Raw genomic sequence first — 13,933 nt, 5'->3', positions numbered from 1 at the left:
AGCCACGGGGCGGTGGTGGAAGACTCCGGCGCGGTGACGGGGAAATTTCGCATACCCCATTCTTGCCTGTGATCCCAGTGTTCGGTGACAAACGCCTGCGGGGTGTCGCAGGCTCAGGTGTCCTCGCTAGGGTGGCGGGACGTTGAGCACTAGTCTTGGCTCATGGCTGAGACGATAGTGGTATTGACCGAAGAGAGCCTCAACGATGGCGACGCAAAGAACCTGCTGACCCTTGTCGGTGAGGAACAGACAACGCTGCTGGTGCTGATTCCCGATGACCGGCACAAGAATGTGATGGTCGAGTTCTTCCACCACCTGAGCCTGCTGGAGTTCGCCGACGCCTTCCGCGATCTGTCCCAGGGGCAGCAGTCGGCCCAGGAATCCAGGGAAAGTGCGGAGGCCGCCCTTGAGGCGTCCATGCGGGTCGCCGAAGCCCATGGGCTCCCTGCGCGTGGCTTCATTGCCACCGGCAACGCCGTCGAGGCAATGGTCGACGCCGTGAGCCAGCATGGTGCCCGGCAGGCGGTGGTCATCACCCGGCCACACGCCGTCGCGGACACGCTCCACACCGACTGGGCGAACCAGGCCCAGGACCGGCTCGGGGTGCCTGTGCTGCATCTCTATTCCGGTTCGGGATTTATTGGGGATTCCTAGGCGTTGAAGAAGTCATGAGCACAACAGAACCCAGCGAAGTCCCTGTCCAGAAGACCGACGACGAGTGGCGTTCCGAGCTGACCAGTGAGGAATACCGCGTCCTCCGTCAGGCTGGCACGGAACGGCCCTACACCGGCGAGTATTACGACACCACTACCAAGGGTGTGTATCAGTGCCGTGCGTGCGGGCATGAGCTCTTCACCAGCAACGAGAAATTCGATTCGCACTGCGGTTGGCCCTCCTTCTGGGCGCCGCTGGCTGAGAACACGGTCCGCTATCTGCACGACAACTCAATGGGCATGCAGCGCACCGAGGTCCGCTGCGCCAATTGCGATTCACACCTTGGCCATCTGTTCGAGGGAGAGGGCTACGGCACCCCCACCGACCAGCGGTTCTGCATCAATTCAGTCTCGATGAAACTGGTGGAACAGGCCTAGGTAAACCCGCAGGGGAGGTCCAGCATGTCTGGGTCTCCCCGCCACGCCCGGCTCGAGAATCATAAGAGTTGCTTACTCTTGGCTGGATCTTGGGTAAGGAAACCTTGAGGGTTGCTACGCTCACTTCCATGACCACGACGACGACGAACCCCAGCCTCCTGCTAGCAGAAGCGACAACCCTCCCCGTCACGGGCCGGCCCGCTGGCGCTCCCGAGAGTACGCCTGCGTGGCATCGGCTCAAGGCCGCCGCGTCGGCCCTCCAGGCTCTCCAGATCAAGGACGGCTCGGTCCCTGAGTCAGCCGACCATCCGGCAGCATCCTCGTCAGTAGACACAATTATCGAAGCCATTGACGCGCTTGCCCCACTCTTTCCGCACGACGCCGGCTACCTCACTGCCGTCGTGCAAGACTTCACGTCCTGGCGCGACACGGGCTTCGGTGTTCCCGATTTCCTTGCCTCCCTGTTGCAATTCCAGCCCCAGCAGCACCGGGTGGACGGGCTCCAGCACCTGGTGGTGTTCCCCATGTACACCCAGAATGGCAGCACCAACCGCCTGGTGGAAGCAGTGCTGATCGAGGTGCTGTGGCCCGAGTTCATCGCCGAACTGGAGGCCGGGGACTACTCCAACAGGCTCTTCGTCCCCATCCGGTTCCTCGACTTCACCGCCGGCTACGACACCAACTCGGCTGTCCTGTTCCCCGAAACGGTTGCTGTGAGTTCGACGCCGCAGTTCACCTGGGGCGCCATTTTCGCCGACCGTGAGGCGGCACGGTTCCGCCGGGTGGTCACCGCAGCGGCCGAAATCACCAAACTAGACCTGCCCGCCGAAGCAGCGGAACTCGTCGCGGACCAGCAGCTGGCGGAGCGGACCTTCGTGATGTGGGACCTCATTCATGACCGCACCCACATGCGGGGCGATCTGCCGTTCGACCCCTTCATGATCAAGCAGCGCATGCCCTACTTCCTCTACTCGCTCGAGGAACTGCGCTGCGACCTGACAGCCTTCCGGGAATCGGTGCGGATCGCCCAGGACGAATCGGCGCCCGATGAGACCCGCCGTCATGCCCGGCTGGTGCAGTACGCGGTCATCTTCGACCGGATCTTCCGCTTTTCCATCACCGGCAGCCGCGTCCGGAACTACGACGGTCTGGGAGGTCAGCTCCTGTTCGCGTGGATGCACCAGCACCACGTCCTGCACTGGACCGACAGCCGCCTGAGCATCGACTGGGCGGAGGTTCCCGCCGTCGTCATCGCCCTGGGCGAGAAGATCGAACAGCTGTACTGGCGTTCAATCGACCGGCCCAAGATCGCCCACTGGCTTGCTGCCTACCAGTTGGTGACCGACACCGTCACGCCGCACCCGGCGTCGGTGTGGGCGAAGGGCCCCGACGCGCTCGAACTGACCGGCCCGCCCCGCGGGCTCACCGATGCCGTCCTGGACGATGAATTCCCCCTGTCCATGTTCTTCGAAGCGCTGGACCGCAAGATGAAACCAGTCATCGAATCCACTGCCGGCATCACCGGGACCGCAGCGTGAACGCAGCGGTGCCCTCACTCGACGGCCTGACCGTCGTCGTCGCCGGTGCTGCCGGAGCGTCAGGGGTAGCGTGTGCAACCCTCCTGACGGAATACGGCGCGACGGTGGTCGCTCTGGGATCCCATGCCGGCCGGCTCGAGGCTGCCCTCGGCCACCTCGACCGTGTCGACCGCCGCGTGTGCGACCTCACTGACGTCCTTGCCGTGAACGCGGTCGCCACAGCACTCAGCACCGACTATCCGTCGGTCGATGGACTGATCCACCTGGTGGGCGGATGGCGCGGTGGCAACAGGATCACGGGACAGACCGACGACGATTACGATGCGCTTCACGCCCATGGCCTCACCACGCTGCGTAATACCAGCCGCGCCTTCTACGCCCCGCTCCTCGCGTCGTCGACGGGCAGGCTGGCGATCGTCTCCTCGACCGCCGTCGACCGCCCGACGGCGGCAGTCGCCTCCTATGCCGCGGTCAAGTCGGCGGCGGAGACCTGGACGCGCGCAGTTGCTGAAGGTTTCCGGACCGATCAGCAGGCAGGGGACGATGGCGCCCCGGTCACTGCCGCTGCCACCATCCTGGTGGTCAAGGCGCTCCTGGATGACGCATTACGGGCGAAACATCCGGAACGCAGGTTCCCGGGTTACACCCACGTCGATGAGCTGGCGACAGCGGTGGCCGAACTGTATGCCGCGGACGCCCAGTCGATCAACGGTGAGCGGATCGTCCTGGCCGGGTAACTGCGGCCAGCACTATTGAGCGGCGGCGTCCTCACCGCTCCAGGCCTCCGCGTAGAACTCCGGGGAGAGCGAGGTCACCAGTTCCGCATAGTGGCTCGGGTCCATCGCCTGCGCCGATCCGGGGGGCGCTTCCGAGGCAAAGGCTGAGACGCCCAGGCCAGCTTCCCGACCCGACAGTGTCAGCCCTGCAGCCTCCAGGATGGTGGGGTACATACTCAGCTGGTCCACACCGGGGCGCAGATCTGCATCCCCGTCCCCGCCCGGCACCCAGATCCGATTGAAGATGGTCCGGTTGCCGTGGTCCTCCAGCTCATCCTGGAACGCATGGCCGCCGCCGATCTGCTTGAGATGGTCGCCCATGATCACCACGGCCGTGTCCTCTAGGTAGCCCTGCTGCTCCATGTGCTCCACGAAACCCGCCACCTGAGTCATCGAGCAGAAGAACGCGGAGGTGACCTCGTTCCGGGTGTCCACCTCGCAATAGTCGTAGATGTGAACCGGCTCATGTGAATCCAGGGTCAACAGCGAGAGGTTGAAGGGCTGGCCGGTCCTCTCGGCAGTGGCGTGCAGTTCGTCAACCTCGTCCCTGGCATGAGCCAGGAGGCGTTCATCGCTCAGCCCCCAGTCGGTGCGGAAGGCTGTGGCTGGCTCGCCCAGGGTGCGCCAGTAGGACAGGTCCTTCACCTCGGCGTAGCCATGGCTGTCCAGGAAAACATCCTTCGCGGCGAACGAGGCGTTTGCGCCACCCAGGAAAACACTCGTGTAGCCGTGCTGGCCCAGGACATCTCCGAGGCAGGTCGCCCCGTCGAGGTAAGTCTGGACATTTCCACCCAGCGCGTTGTAGGCGCCGCCGCCGGAACTGGAGCCAATACCCTTGAGCGGGATACCGCACTGCGTCGAGGTGATGCCGGACATGGTCCAGCCTCCGCCCTCGTATTGCTGCAGGTCCTCGACGGTCTGCCAGCCGTCCGCTGCCGGGGTGACGGCCTTAAGGGGGGCGAACGCGTCCTTCTCGAACAATTCGTCGTCCGCGAGTGTTCCCTCACCCGACTCGAGGTAGATGAGAACCAGGTTGCGCTTGTCCGCGTCGCTGGTCACTGTCGGCTCCACATAAAAGTCGCCGACCTCATAATCGGAGTTGACCGCGTCGAGGTAGTCCCCCACCCCCACGGTCGCGGCGAAAGCGGTGGAGCCACCGATAACCACTGCGGCCACCAGAACCGTGGAGACCATGCGCATGATCCAGGGTGGGCGGCGTGGCTGGATGGAGCCGCCGCTGTGGCGGACCTTGCGGCGGCGGAAGTACAGCCAGAGAGCAAGCCCCACCGTTATAAGCAACGGGGCCACACCGATCCCCAGGATGCTCACCCAGACGATGGGTCCGCCTCCGCCATCGGTTTCCACTGCAACAATGTTCAGGAGCATCTGGTTGACCGAAATCTCGCCCCAGAAGAACTGGATGATGGCGGCGGCAAGGAGCAGGGCCAGCCCGATCCCGATCAGGACATGGACCACGATCCATCCCACGACGACGCCGACCCGCCGGGTCACCGAGAACATACGGTCAAGCATTGAACCCTCTGCCTTCCTGGATGGCTGCATAGTGAGCTGAACGCCCGGGGCATCCAACCAGTGTTCGGGCCCACAAGAGCGTAGTACCGATTACAGCCTCATTCAACAGATCCCCGGCCGCCGGCACCGGATCGTTATGCCTCCGCCTGACGCCGGTGAACCCGCTGGGCCCCGGGGACCGCGACGCCAACGCTCGCCACGAGCGCTGCCTAGGTGATAATTGAGAAGTGACTGAAACCATCGCCCCCACAGCCTCCCTGCACAACCCCGACATCCGCGGCTTTGCCTCGGACAACTACTCGGGCGTGCATCCTGAAGTCCTCGCCGCGCTTGCCGCTGCGAACGGCGGACACCAGACCGCCTACGGCGACGACGTGTACACGCACCGCCTGCAGGAAATCATGCAGGAACACTTCGGCGCGGGCACCGAGGCGTTCCCCGTCTTCAATGGCACCGGCGCAAACGTCCTCAGCCTGCAGTCGTTGCTCCCCCGGTGGGGGGCGGTCATTTGTGCGCAAACCGCCCACATCAACAAGGACGAAAATGGGGCCCCCGAGCGGATCGCCGGTATCAAGCTCCTCGCGGTTCCGACCCCGGATGGGAAGCTGACACCTGACCTGATCGACCTTGAGGCATGGGGCTGGGGTGACGAGCACCGCGCCCAGCCGCTGGCCGTGTCGATCACGCAGACCACCGAACTGGGCACCCTCTACACGGTCGAAGAGATCAGGGCTATCGCCGATCATGTCCATGCCCGCGGCATGCACCTCCACATGGACGGCGCCCGGATCGCGAACGCCGCGGCGGCGCTGAACCTTCCCCTGCGGGCCTTCACCCGGGATGCTGGCGTCGACATCCTTTCCTTCGGCGGCACCAAGAATGGGTTGCTGTTCGGGGAGTGCGTGGTGGTCCTGAACCCCGAGGCGGCCACCGGCCTGACCTACCTGCGCAAGATGAACATGCAACTGGCCTCCAAGATGCGATTCATCTCGGCCCAGCTGATCGCCCTCCTGGAGGATGGTTTGTGGCTGCGTTCAGCTGTGCACTCAAACGCGATGGCCGCGAGGCTCACCCTGCTGGTGCAGGAGATCCCGGGGGTGCAGCTCACCCAACAGACAGCTGCCAACGCCGTCTTCGCGGTGCTTCCCCGGGATGCGGCCAACCGGGTCCGTGAACAGTTCAAGTTCTACGACTGGGACGCTGCCACCGGCGAGGTGCGCTGGATGTGCTCGTTCGATACCACCGCCGAGGACGTCGACGCCTTTGCCGAAGCAATCCGACGCGAAACGGCCGCCAGCATCCCCCAGGGCTAGCTCAACCAGCTGCTGACACATCGGCGAGCCTGACCGGTGCGCGGGCGCAAGTGCCATAGCCTTCCTGAGTGAGCGCAATTGGCGATCTGACCCCCATGCCCCGCGAGTTCCAGTCGGCCCTGACCGAACTCCGGGAGGCAAAATGCCGCAGCGAGATCCGGCTGGATGAAATACCTGCCCCCTCGCGGTTGGCACCCTTTGCCGTGGCCCTTGGAGCGGAAGTCTTCCAGACCGGACCCCAGCGGATGCCCGTGCACGGACCGGCTCGTGCCGCGTTCGCGGGGACCGAACCCGAGGAACTGGCCACCGGGCGGTTTATCCTCCTGCACGACCCGAGCGGCTCGGACCTGTGGGGCGGTACCTTCAGGGTGGTCACCTATATCAGGGCTCAGCTTGAACCGGAGATGGGCAACGACTCGCTGCTGGGTTCGGTTGCCTGGACCTGGCTGGTCGAGGCGTTGCAGAACCACGGTGCCGAGTACGGCTCGGCCGGCGGAACCGCGACCCGCATCCTGTCGGAAAGCTACGGCACGTTGACCGACCGGCCCGACAGCATCGACATTGAGCTCAGGGCATCCTGGACCCCTGAGACGCCGAGGGTACGGAACCATCTGGAGGCGTGGGCGGACATGGTCTGCACCTTCGCTGGCCTCCCGCCCCTGCCCGACGGAGTGACTTCGCTGCCCAACCGGCGCCGCAACTAGGGCCGCCCGCCCATGGCTTCAACTGACGCGTGCGCCCACTGGCACAGCCGCGTTAACGGCGCGGCTAGACTGGATCCATCATGACCTCGCAGACTTCTGAGCATCCTGACGATCGCACCCCGGATGCTGGCGCGCCAGCTGAGGACGTCGCTGAACCGCTCCCCCTTCCCCTGCTCAACGAACCCAGTGACGGCGTACCGCTGGTCATCGACACGCAGGCGGGTCTGGAACGCGCGGCCCGTGCGCTGGCCCAGGGCACCGGTCCCGCAGGGGTTGACGCCGAGCGCGCGTCCGGCTTCCGCTACGGGCAGCGGGCTTTCCTGGTGCAGATCCGCCGGGCCGGGGCGGGCACCTGGCTGATTGACCCTGAGCCCTTTTCCGACCTACGGATCATCGATGAGGCGCTGGAGGGAGTCGAATGGATTCTCCACGCCGCCTCCCAGGACCTGCCCTGCCTGTCAGAGCTGGGCATGTGGCCCGACCGGCTATTCGACACCGAACTCGCGGCACGGATTGCCGGGATGCCCCGGGTGGGTCTCGCCGCCGTGATCGAAAGCCTGCTGGGGTACACCCTTGCCAAGGAACACTCAGCCGCCGACTGGTCCCGGCGTCCCCTGCCGGAGCCGTGGCTACGGTACGCAGCGCTCGACGTCGAGGTCCTCACCGAACTGCGCACCGAGCTGATCAGTTTGCTCTCCCGCGACGGCAAGCTCGAAATTGCCGAACAGGAGTTCGAGCACATCCGAAGCACCCCGCCCGCCGAACCGCGGGTCGATCCGTGGCGCAGAACGTCCGGCCTGCACCAGATCAGGGACCGGCGGCAGCTGGCAGCAGTGCGACAGCTGTGGCTTGAGCGCGAGGACCTGGCGAAGAACCGCGACATCGCGCCCGGTCGCCTGATCCCGGACTCGGCGATCCTGGCCGCCGCCAAGGCGATGCCCAGCACGGTCCCCCAGTTGCTCGGAACGACCGGTTTTCACGGTCGCGCCGCCGCGAGGGAGGCCCCGCGCTGGCTGCGCTGCATCAGCGAGGCGCGAGCCCTTGCCGACCTGCCGGAGATGCAGCTACCCACCAATTCGCCGCCACCCCCTCGGGTGTGGGCGGACAAGGACCCCGAGGCAGCAGCACGCCTGGCCACCGCGCGTCCCCGATTGGCGGCGGTTGCTGAGGGCCTGAACCTGCCGATCGAGAACCTCTTGACCCCCGACTACCTGCGGCGGGTGGCCTGGCGGCCACCGGCGGAGATCACGCTTGAGTCGATCAGCGCAGCCCTCGCTGAGCTGGGTGCACGCCCCTGGCAGATCGAGAAGACGGCTGCCGTCCTCACCGTCGCCTTCCTGGACCCCGATCCCCTCCCCGGGAAGGCACCGCGGACGGCCGATCCGAACCGCTGAGGGCTTCCGGCGGGACCCGCGATGGTGAGGCCTTCTTGCAGGCTAAGTTACCCGCTAGTAACATAAGGTCGAATCGCAATCGCAGATCGCACGAAGACTCGATGAGGAGCAACAGGTGAGCACCAACACAGTGCCAGCACGGACCGCTACAGGTCGCCGGATCAGGGACGTCGTCTTTGTCGATGGCGTCCGAACCCCGTTCGGCAAAGCTGGCGAAAAGGGAATCTACGCCGGGGTGCGTGCCGACGATCTGGTGGTCAAATGCATCCGGGACCTGATGCGCCGCAACCCGACGCTCCCGGCTGAGCGGATTGACGACGTCGCCATCGCCGCCACCACCCAGACTGGGGATCAGGGGCTCACCATCGGTCGCACAGCGGCCCTCCTCGCTGGCCTCCCCCGCACGGTGCCCGGCTTCGCGATCGACCGGATGTGTGCCGGCGCCATGACTGCCGTTACGACGACTGCGTCGGGCATCGCCTTCGGGGCCTACGACGTCGTGATCGCCGGCGGCGTCGAGCACATGGGGAACCACCCCATGGGTGCCGACACCGATCCGAACCCGCGGTTCATGTCCGAACGTCTCGTGGATCCTGCCGCATTGAACATGGGTAACACCGCCGAGAACCTGCACGACCGCTTCCCCGCGATCACCAAGGACCGCGCTGACGCGTACGCCGTCGCCAGCCAGACAAAGCTGGCCGCCGCCTACGCGGGAGGACAGATCCAGCCCGATCTGGTACCCGTCGCTTCCCGCAAGGAGGGCACGGGATGGACCCTCAATACTGTTGACGAGCCGCCCCGGCCGGGCACCACCACCGAGGACCTGGCGGCCTTGCGCACCCCGTTCCGCTCGCACGGCCGGGTTACCGCTGGCAACGCTGCGGGCCTGAACGACGGCGCCACCGCTGCCCTGCTCGCTTCCGCCGACACCGCCGCTGAACTGGGCCTTCCCGCCAAGATGCGACTGGTCGCCTACGCTTTTGCCGGGGTCGAGCCCGAGGTGATGGGGATCGGACCGGTACCCGCCACCGAGAAGGCCCTCCGCCAGGCGGGCCTGTCCATCGAGGACATCGGCCTGTTTGAGATCAACGAGGCGTTCGCCGTCCAGGTGCTCTCCTTCCTGGACCACTTCGGCATCGCCGACGACGACCCGCGCGTCAACCGGTATGGCGGCGCGATCGCGGTCGGCCATCCGCTGGCGTCCTCCGGAGTCCGGTTGATGCTGCAGCTGGCACGTCAGTTCGAGGAGGACCCGTCGGTGCGGTACGGCATGACCACCATGTGTATCGGGCTTGGCATGGGCGCCACGGTGATCTGGGAGAACCCCCACCACCCTGACTATTCGTCTAACGCAGCGGAGGACGCAGCATGAGCTTTGACCGTTATGAGAAACTCGCAGCGCTGGTGCCTGATGAGGTCGTCACCCACTCCCAGGTGCAGGACATCGACCTGCCCCACGGTGGCGGGACCCTCGCGCTGATCACCCTGGACAACGGGTTGGACCACACCAAGCCCACCACCCTCGGGCCCAACACGCTCATCGAACTTGGCCGGGTGCTCGAAGGCCTGAAGGCGCGCGCGGCCAACGGCGAGTTGGCCGCCGTCGGCATCACCGGAAAACCGTACTTCCTGGTTGCCGGTGCCGACCTGTCGACCGTCAAATCGCTCAAAGCCGCCGAGTACGGTGCCCTGATGGCTGAGCTGGGGCACGAGGCCTACAACCTTCTGGGGAACCTTGGCGTCCCGAGCTTCGCGTTCATCAATGGTGTGGCGCTCGGTGGTGGACTGGAGGTGGCCCTCGCTGCCGACTACCGCACCATTTCCACCGGCGCGAACGGCATCGGCCTGCCCGAAGCATTCATTGGGCTCGTCCCCGGGTGGGGTGGCGTCTATCGCCTCCCGAGGCTGATTGGTCCGGCAGCGGCCATGAAGGTGATGATCGAGAACCCACTCAGCAACAACCGGATGCTCGACGGGCGCACCGCGTTCGGGCTCGGCATCGCCGACGAGTTGTTGGAACCAGCCGACTTCCTAGAGCAGTCCCTCGCCTGGGCGGCCAGCGTCCTGAAAGACCCGTCAGCCGTGGACGCCCGCCGTGCCGGGCATGCCACCTACACTGACGGTGACTGGGATGCGGCAGCCGCGGCTGGCCGGGCTTTCGTCGCAGCCAAGACGTCCAACGCCGCACCCGCTCCCGGGAAGGTCCTTGACCTCTTTGAAGCGGGGAAGAACCTTACCCGCGAGGAATCGGCGGCCGCCGAGTGCGAGGCCCTGACCTACCTCATGCAGACGCCCGAGTTCCACTCGACCGTGTACGCGTTCCTTGATTTGGTGCAGAAGCGGGCCAAGCGTCCCGCAGGGGCTCCGGACCGCAAGCTCGCCCGCAAGGTGACCAAGGTAGGCGTCGTCGGCGCCGGTCTGATGGCGGGGCAGTTGGCGCTGCTGTTCGCCCGGCAGCTCAAGGTCCCGGTGGTCCTCACCGACATCGACCAGCAGCGGGTCGACAAGGGAGTGGCGTATGTCCACGCCGAGGTCGACAAACTGCTGTCGAAGAAGCGGCTCTCACCCGATGTTGCCAACCGGACCAAAGCGCTGGTCTCCGGTTCGGTCTCGAAGCAGGCGTTCGCTGACGCCGACTTCGTCATCGAGGCGGTCTTCGAAGAGCTCAACGTCAAGAAGGCGGTCTTCGCGGAGGTCGAAGCAGTGGTGTCTCCCGAGTGCATCCTCGCGACCAACACCTCCTCCCTGTCGGTCACCGACATGGCCGCCGATCTCGCCCACCCCGAACGGGTGGTAGGTTTCCACTTTTTCAACCCCGTGGCAGCCATGCCCCTGCTGGAGATCGTCAAGGCACCACACACCGACGACGCCGTTCTGGCCACGGCTTTTGCACTGGCCAAGGAACTCAAGAAGTCCGCAGTACTGGTTCAGGACGCGACCGCGTTTGTGGTCAACCGCATCCTGGGCCGGATGTTCGGTGAGATCACGGCCGTGTTCGATGAGGGCACCGACGCGGCGACTGCTGACAATGCGCTGCGCCCGATGGGGCTTCCGATGACCCCGTTCCGTCTGCTCGCCCTGGTGGGCCTGCCGGTGGGTCAGCACGTCCAGGAATCCCTGCACGCCGCGTTTGGCGAGCGGTTCCACGTCTCGGCCAACCAGCAGAAGCTGATCGACGCCGGGATCAAGGGACTATGGGTCAAGGGCGAGGACGGCACCGAGACGGTGCCCGAGCCAACCCTGGCGCTGATGTCCCGTGGGGACAAGCCGTCGGACAGCGCCGAGGTGCTCCGCCGGACCCAGGACGCCCTCGCCGACGAGATCGGCCGGATGCTCGATGAGGGAGTGGTGTCCGCACCCGAGGACATCGACCTGTGCGTCATCCTCGGTGCCGGCTGGCCCTTCCACCTCGGCGGGATCACCCCCTACCTGGATCGGGTGGGCGCATCCGAGCGAGTCAATGGGAAGACCTTCCACTAGGCCCTCAGCCAAAAGACACTCCCGCAAGCTCTACGGGCGCCCGCATTAACTGGTGCGGGCGCCCGTTGCGCTCTTCCGGGCCGATCGCGCCGGTCGGCGCCACGATAAGTTGTGCACAATTTAGTTTGGTGATTGGATGAGGGAATGGAAGGTGACCTTCGGCTCGAGAATCAACTGTGCTTTGCGCTTTACGACGCCGCACGAACCATGGCCGGCGCCTATCAGGCGGCGCTCACACCCCTTGGTCTCACCTATCCGCAATTCCTCGTGCTGTTAGTCCTTTGGGAAAAGGACGGAAGCACCGTGTCGCAACTGGGGTCACGGCTGCACCTGGATAGCGGCACCCTCTCGCCGCTGCTGAAACGGCTTGAGGCTCTCGGACTGGTGGAGCGTCGCCGGGAAAGCCAGGACGGCCGCACGGTTACCATCCGACTGACCAAGCGGGGCGCGGGGCTCGAATCCCGGGCTTCCTCCCTTCAGGGGGACCTACGGGACCAACTCGCGATGAGCGATGAGGAACTCGCTGCGCTCCACGTCCTCGCAGCGCGCTTCTGCAATGTTGCCAGATCATCCCCAGACCATCCACCAACCGCTTGACCTATCACCGAGGAGAACCATGAACGCCATCTACACCGCCGAGGCCATCGCCACCGGAGCCGGACGGAACGGCCGGACCCGCACCAACGACGGCCAGGTCGATTTTGTCCTGGCAGCGCCGAAGGAACTCGGCGGTTCGGGTGTTGGGACAAACCCCGAACAGCTGTTCGCCGCCGGATATGCGGCCTGCTTCCACTCGGCACTGCAACTGGTCGCCCGCGAGGCCAAAGCAGATCTGGGAGACTCCAGTGTGGGTGCGAAGGTGGGTCTGGGCCGCAACGACAACGGCGGCTTCTCACTTCAGGTAACCCTCGAAGTGGTGGTGCCCGGCCTGTCACAGGACGAGGCACAGGCCCTGGCGGACAAGGCCCACCAGGTATGCCCCTACAGCAACGCCGTCCAAGGCAACATTGACGTCTTGGTCATGGTGTCGGACGACTGAGCCAGAACTTCGGTCCTGGCGCTAGGGAGCAGGAGCAAGCGCCAGGATCAGGATTCCGATGCTTAGCAGGGCACTGACAGGAGTCTGGACGAGCCGTTCCTGTCGGCTGCGGGATGCCAGGTTGCCCACAACACTGAGAGCCGAGTAGGCAAAGAGGAACCAGGTGGCCACGATCACCGGGGGGTCACCACCACCCGGAACGACTCCTGCCCGGCTCAGCAGGAGTGCCCCGAAGACTCCATACAGAACAATCGCGGCTCCGGAAGCGATCCTCAGTTTGCCCGGCAGCACACGGTGCTTGCCGCCCCAGGCATAGTGGCCTATCGGCGCCCCAGCAATGAGCAGGAACTGCATCACCGTGAGAGCGCCGAGCAGCGCGAGGGTAAGGATGAGGGCCGCGATGGTCATATCCCCTCCCCTGCGTGTTCTGATGGCCGGGTGTCCTGGATGGTCCTGCCAGCTTGTTGCCTTACGACGCAATCCACAAGGGGGCCCTGCCCGGCGCGCAGAGGCGGGGCGCCGGTTGCGCCGACGGCCGCGGTAACGCCTCAGTAACACCGTCTGGTCCACACTGGGTCTGTTTCGCCCTGAGTCGATGCGGAGCGACGCCTGGTCCACCGGCGGCGGCTCCAAAGGTTGAGGAGTTCTCAATGACGTGGTCCGGCTGGTTCAACCATGGTGCCCCGACCGGCGGTTTCGCCGGTGCACCGTCGATCGTGTCCCGCAACAACACGGTCTGCAATATCTACGTCCGCGGCGCGGACAACGCCCTCTGGCAGAAAGCCTTCTGGAACGGCGCTTGGCACGATTGGGGACGCCACAACGACGGCGGTGTTCTCGCCTCCGAACCCGCCCCTGGGTCCATGGGAGATAACCACGAACACGTCTTCGTGCGCGGCACCGACGGCAACGTCTGGTCCAAAGCCTGGACCGGAAGCGGTGGCTGGTCCGGCTGGTTCAACCACGGAGCCCCCGCCGGCGGGTTCACCGGCGGACCGTCGATCGTCTCCCGCAACAACACCGTCTGCAATATCTACGTCCGCGGCGCGGACAACGCCCTCT

The 13,933-nt window shown here is 65.4% G+C and carries 13 protein-coding genes and 1 pseudogene; 12 read left to right on the top strand and 2 right to left on the bottom strand.

The window, feature by feature from the left end; genetic code table 11:
* The first annotated feature begins 162 nt into the window (after positions 1 to 162).
* The 4 genes from HMI57_RS16515 (at position 163) to HMI57_RS16500 (ending at position 3,366) form a co-directional block, all read left to right on the top strand.
* The gene (locus HMI57_RS16515) at positions 163 to 654 is read left to right on the top strand and encodes a hypothetical protein (RefSeq protein WP_171587100.1); all 492 of its coding nucleotides are present in this window, start codon (positions 163 to 165) and stop codon (positions 652 to 654) included.
* Positions 655 to 668: 14 nt separating this feature from the next.
* Positions 669 to 1,091 (top strand): peptide-methionine (R)-S-oxide reductase MsrB, encoded by a 423-nt coding sequence (gene msrB, locus HMI57_RS16510; RefSeq protein WP_171587099.1) that lies wholly within the window; start codon positions 669 to 671, stop codon positions 1,089 to 1,091.
* Between the two features lie 128 nt (positions 1,092 to 1,219).
* Positions 1,220 to 2,629, top strand: coding sequence for a DUF6421 family protein (locus HMI57_RS16505; RefSeq protein ID WP_228721171.1), 1,410 nt, complete (start codon positions 1,220 to 1,222; stop codon positions 2,627 to 2,629).
* Positions 2,626 to 3,366 carry an SDR family NAD(P)-dependent oxidoreductase gene (locus HMI57_RS16500; RefSeq protein ID WP_171587098.1) on the top strand — a complete coding sequence of 247 codons (741 nt, stop codon included), beginning with the start codon at positions 2,626 to 2,628 and terminating at the stop codon, positions 3,364 to 3,366. The genes HMI57_RS16505 and HMI57_RS16500 overlap by 4 nt, the downstream gene beginning before the upstream one ends.
* Positions 3,367 to 3,378: 12 nt before the next feature.
* Here HMI57_RS16500 and HMI57_RS16495 read toward each other — a convergent pair whose 3' ends face one another.
* Positions 3,379 to 4,938, bottom strand: coding sequence for a sulfatase-like hydrolase/transferase (locus tag HMI57_RS16495; RefSeq protein WP_228721170.1), 1,560 nt, complete (start codon positions 4,936 to 4,938; stop codon positions 3,379 to 3,381).
* Positions 4,939 to 5,165: 227 nt separating this feature from the next.
* On the opposite strand from HMI57_RS16495, the gene HMI57_RS16490 reads away from it, so the two are divergent.
* From HMI57_RS16490 to HMI57_RS16460, 7 genes are all read left to right on the top strand, one after another.
* Positions 5,166 to 6,251: a beta-eliminating lyase-related protein gene (locus tag HMI57_RS16490; RefSeq protein ID WP_171587096.1), complete on the top strand. Its 1,086-nt coding sequence runs from the start codon at positions 5,166 to 5,168 to the stop codon at positions 6,249 to 6,251.
* Positions 6,252 to 6,346: 95 nt separating this feature from the next.
* Positions 6,347 to 6,955: a DUF3000 domain-containing protein gene (locus HMI57_RS16485; protein WP_171587142.1), complete on the top strand. Its 609-nt coding sequence runs from the start codon at positions 6,347 to 6,349 to the stop codon at positions 6,953 to 6,955.
* An 80-nt stretch (positions 6,956 to 7,035) separates the two neighbouring features.
* Positions 7,036 to 8,349 (top strand): HRDC domain-containing protein, encoded by a 1,314-nt coding sequence (locus HMI57_RS16480; RefSeq protein ID WP_171587095.1) that lies wholly within the window; start codon positions 7,036 to 7,038, stop codon positions 8,347 to 8,349.
* A 115-nt stretch (positions 8,350 to 8,464) separates the two neighbouring features.
* Positions 8,465 to 9,724, top strand: a complete 1,260-nt coding sequence (locus HMI57_RS16475) for an acetyl-CoA C-acyltransferase (RefSeq protein WP_171587094.1) — start codon at positions 8,465 to 8,467, stop codon at positions 9,722 to 9,724.
* Complete coding sequence (locus HMI57_RS16470; RefSeq protein ID WP_171587093.1) at positions 9,721 to 11,832, top strand: 3-hydroxyacyl-CoA dehydrogenase NAD-binding domain-containing protein; 2,112 nt, start codon at positions 9,721 to 9,723, stop codon at positions 11,830 to 11,832. Before HMI57_RS16475 ends, HMI57_RS16470 begins: the two co-directional genes overlap by 4 nt.
* A gap of 144 nt (positions 11,833 to 11,976) precedes the next feature.
* Positions 11,977 to 12,429 (top strand): MarR family transcriptional regulator, encoded by a 453-nt coding sequence (locus HMI57_RS19455; RefSeq protein ID WP_171587092.1) that lies wholly within the window; start codon positions 11,977 to 11,979, stop codon positions 12,427 to 12,429.
* A gap of 19 nt (positions 12,430 to 12,448) precedes the next feature.
* Entirely contained in the window at positions 12,449 to 12,871 is a 423-nt protein-coding gene (locus HMI57_RS16460) for an organic hydroperoxide resistance protein (protein WP_171587091.1), read from the top strand.
* Between the two features lie 21 nt (positions 12,872 to 12,892).
* On the opposite strand, the gene HMI57_RS16455 is transcribed toward HMI57_RS16460, so the two are convergent.
* Positions 12,893 to 13,279 (bottom strand): hypothetical protein, encoded by a 387-nt coding sequence (locus HMI57_RS16455; protein WP_171587090.1) that lies wholly within the window; start codon positions 13,277 to 13,279, stop codon positions 12,893 to 12,895.
* A gap of 242 nt (positions 13,280 to 13,521) precedes the next feature.
* On the opposite strand from HMI57_RS16455, the pseudogene HMI57_RS16450 reads away from it, so the two are divergent.
* A pseudogene (locus HMI57_RS16450) lies at positions 13,522 to 13,933 on the top strand (hypothetical protein); the annotation flags it as partial.

The sequence above is a fragment of the Arthrobacter sp. 260 genome (genome assembly GCF_013116745.1).
GTDB lineage: Bacteria > Actinomycetota > Actinomycetes > Actinomycetales > Micrococcaceae > Arthrobacter_D.
This window is presented reverse-complemented; position numbering and strand designations above follow the sequence as displayed.